We start from the raw sequence: 3,010 nt of genomic DNA on the forward strand, positions 1-3,010 counted from the left end.
GGGGTTTGGCGTCAGGGACTGAAACGACCAAATAGGCAATCGCATCGGCGTAGTCGGGATCGCTCATGATATCTTCGAGCCGGGAGGGAACAGGCAACTGGTCGCCGTCCTCGAGCATGCCCCGGATGTGAAGGGTGAGGGCTTCCTGAGCCATATCTTTGGCTTCATCGATATCTTTTCCGGCGGTGATGCATCCTGGAAAATCAGGAAAAGATACACCGAAGTCTGATTTTACTTCTTTATGGATGACAGCAATATAGTTTGCCATGGTAACACCTCAACGAAATTTGATACCTGACTGGCGCTCGATACTTTTCAATGTGCCAATCGGTATGTCCTTTTTGGGATGTGGAACAGTGACCCGCCCTTTCTGTTCTGGATGCCGGAATTGAGTATGAGAGCCGGTTTTTGCAATTTCATGCCATCCATTTTGCTTAAGTATTTTGATAATTTTCCGGCTATCCATAGTGTGTATTAATACACATTCTTGGTGTGGTTTGTCAAGATAAATAATCGGCCTGTAACATCGCACTCTGGGTGACGTCAAAACGCCGCCCTCGTTCCTTGCTCCGCATTTTGTCGCACCTGAGCTTAGCGTTATCCCAAAGCCGGGGCCTTGTCAACAATTCCGGAGCCGCTCCCAAGGCGCGCAGGACGGATCCTTGGAAAGGGGATCTGAAACCTTCAGGACGGGTATTCCCGGAAATCAGACCCCGGACCCGAAAGAAAACCATTCATTGACATATTAGAGTATGTTTATTTACGATAACCAGTAAGAGAAATCTTGATTAAAAACCTTTACTAACGACCGAGAACCTTCCGGGTTATCCGCCCATTGAGATCTTGAGAGGAACAGCCGTGTTTACCCTGATTAAAGGAGCCGAAGTCTTTGCTCCCGACAGGCTGGGCAAGCGGGATATCCTGATCGCCGGGTCTAAGATAGCCAAGATAGCCGATGCCCTTGATATACCGGATGCCCTTGATGTAAGGGTAATCCAGGCCCATGACAGGTATCTCACTCCGGGTTTCATAGATCTCCATGTGCACATCATGGGCGGCGGGGGAGAGGGTGGCTTTAAGAGCCGAACCCCGGAGATCCGATTATCCTCCATTGTGCTTGCAGGTGTGACTACCGTTGCCGGATGCCTGGGTACGGACGATATTACACGCAGTCCGGAAGCGCTTCTGGCAAAAGCCATGCAACTGGATGAAGAGGGTGTCTCAACAGTCATCTATACCGGTTCTTACCAGTTCCCACCGACCACTATCACCGGCAGCGTCCGTAAAGATATCGCCCTTATTCCCAAGGTGATAGGTGTTGGAGAATTTGCCATATCCGACCACCGCTCTTCTCAACCTACTTACGAAGAATTCTGCCGGCTTGCCGCAGAGGCTAGGGTGGGCGGAATGATGGGAGGAAAGGCCGGCGTGGTGCACCTTCACGTGGGCGATGGGGTCAGGAGGCTTGAATACCTCCTGCGCGCGGTTGAAGAAACCGAAATCCCCATCAGCCAGTTCCTTCCGACCCATATCACGAGGACCGAGGAATTATTGGAACAGGCCGTTGAATTTGCAAGGCTCGGAGGCAATATCGATATCACTGCCGCTCCTGACATGCTCGGATTCGGTAGCGGTGTGGACAAAGCAATCGGCCTTGCACTGAACGGCAATGTGTCTCCAGATCAGATCACATTGAGTTCGGATTCCAACGGGTCCCTTCCCATATTCGACTCTCATGGAAGGCTGGAACGCCTTGCCGTGGCCCACATTGGAAGTCTGTTCAGGGAGTTTAGAAACCTGGTGCATATCGGGTACCCGATGCAGGACGTACTCCGCTGGGTGGCCACGAACCCTGCCAAACGGCTTGGTCTCTTCAAACATAAGGGGAGTATTGATGAAGGCAAAGACGCTGACCTGTTGCTGCTTACCCCGGATCTGGAGATTGATGCGGTTTTTGCCAGAGGCCGCCAGATGGTAAAGGGAGGCGAGGCGGTGGTGAAGGGAACCTTCGAAGAGTGATGGGAGGACGGATGCGACCTGTCATTGGAATCACCTGTTCCAGACTTGTAGGTGGGGCATGGGGCCTGTATTCTCCCGGCCATATGATGGATTACACCTTTGATGAATACAGCCGGGCGGTACTGGAAAGCGGCGGCTGCCCGGTCCTCCTGCCGACCCCCCAGACCAAGGATACAATTAAGGTGATTCTTGACTGCCTGTCAGGGTTGATTATCAGCGGCGGCCCGGATGTGCACCCCCGGTTTTATCGGGAACAACCCCTTGCCGGTCTGGGTGATCTGGATGAAGAGCTGGATCGAACGGAACTTGCCTGGGCCCGTGGGGCAATTGCCAGGGACCTACCGGTCTTTTGCATTTGCCGGGGCATACAGGTCCTGAACGTGAGCCTTGGCGGAAGCCTCTATCAGGATATTTCGAAGCAGGTCCCCGAAGCGATAGACCACCAGCAGAAGGCGGCCAAATGGATCAATACCCACACCATCGAGGTGGAGAAAGAAGGTATCCTTTATGGTATGTTCCGGAAGCATTCCGTCTGGGTAAACGGCAAACATCATCAGGCCTTAAAGGATGTGGCACCTGGCCTTGAGATCGAAGCCCGGGCGCCGGATGGAATCGTGGAGGCCGTGCGCCTTCGAGGAAAGCGCTTTGTGCTGGGAGTCCAGTGGCACCCTGAAGGGACCTTTCAAAACGATATTCATTCCCGGAAACTGTTCCAATCCTTCGTGGATGTCTGTCGCGAGTATTTGCCGGAAAAAGCGCCAAGCAATGAGGCGTAGTGACAGTAAGCAATACCCTTATTGCATCGCTATCCTTTGAATAAATATTGAGGTGTTTGACAGCTTAACCCGAAACGTACCGAACCCTCAGTCCTAACCCTGGAAGCAAACCATGTCTGAAAGTCGATATCTTCTCGAAGTCGAGGGATTGAAGACCCAATTTTTTACTTTTGAAGGGATAGTAAAAGCGGTCGATGATGTTTCTTTTTACCTCA

Annotated in this window: 4 protein-coding genes; 2 read left to right on the forward strand and 2 right to left on the reverse strand. The window is 52.1% G+C overall.

What is annotated here, in order from left to right; genetic code table 11:
- Together JRF57_16400 and JRF57_16405 are read right to left on the reverse strand one after the other, a co-directional pair.
- The coding region (locus tag JRF57_16400) for a type II toxin-antitoxin system HicB family antitoxin (GenBank protein ID MBW2305274.1) at positions 1–268 on the reverse strand (268 nt) is incomplete at its 3' end.
- Between the two features lie 9 nt (positions 269–277).
- Entirely contained in the window at positions 278–466 is a 189-nt protein-coding gene (locus tag JRF57_16405; GenBank protein MBW2305275.1) for a type II toxin-antitoxin system HicA family toxin, read from the reverse strand.
- Positions 467–858: 392 nt separating this feature from the next.
- On the opposite strand from JRF57_16405, the gene JRF57_16410 reads away from it, so the two are divergent.
- Entirely contained in the window at positions 859–2,019 is a 1,161-nt protein-coding gene (locus JRF57_16410) for a beta-aspartyl-peptidase (GenBank protein MBW2305276.1), read from the forward strand.
- 11 nt (positions 2,020–2,030) lie between these two features.
- Entirely contained in the window at positions 2,031–2,795 is a 765-nt protein-coding gene (locus JRF57_16415; protein MBW2305277.1) for a gamma-glutamyl-gamma-aminobutyrate hydrolase family protein, read from the forward strand.
- The last annotated feature ends 215 nt before the right edge of the window (positions 2,796–3,010 follow it).

Source organism: Deltaproteobacteria bacterium (assembly GCA_019310525.1).
Lineage (GTDB): Bacteria > Desulfobacterota > DSM-4660 > Desulfatiglandales > HGW-15 > JAFDEE01.

Coding starts and splice junctions, on each gene's coding strand:
- JRF57_16405 (MBW2305275.1), bottom strand. CDS start 466: ATGGATAGCCGGAAAATTATCAAAATACTTAAGCAAAATGGATGGCAT.
- JRF57_16415 (MBW2305277.1), top strand. CDS start 2,031: ATGCGACCTGTCATTGGAATCACCTGTTCCAGACTTGTAGGTGGGGCA.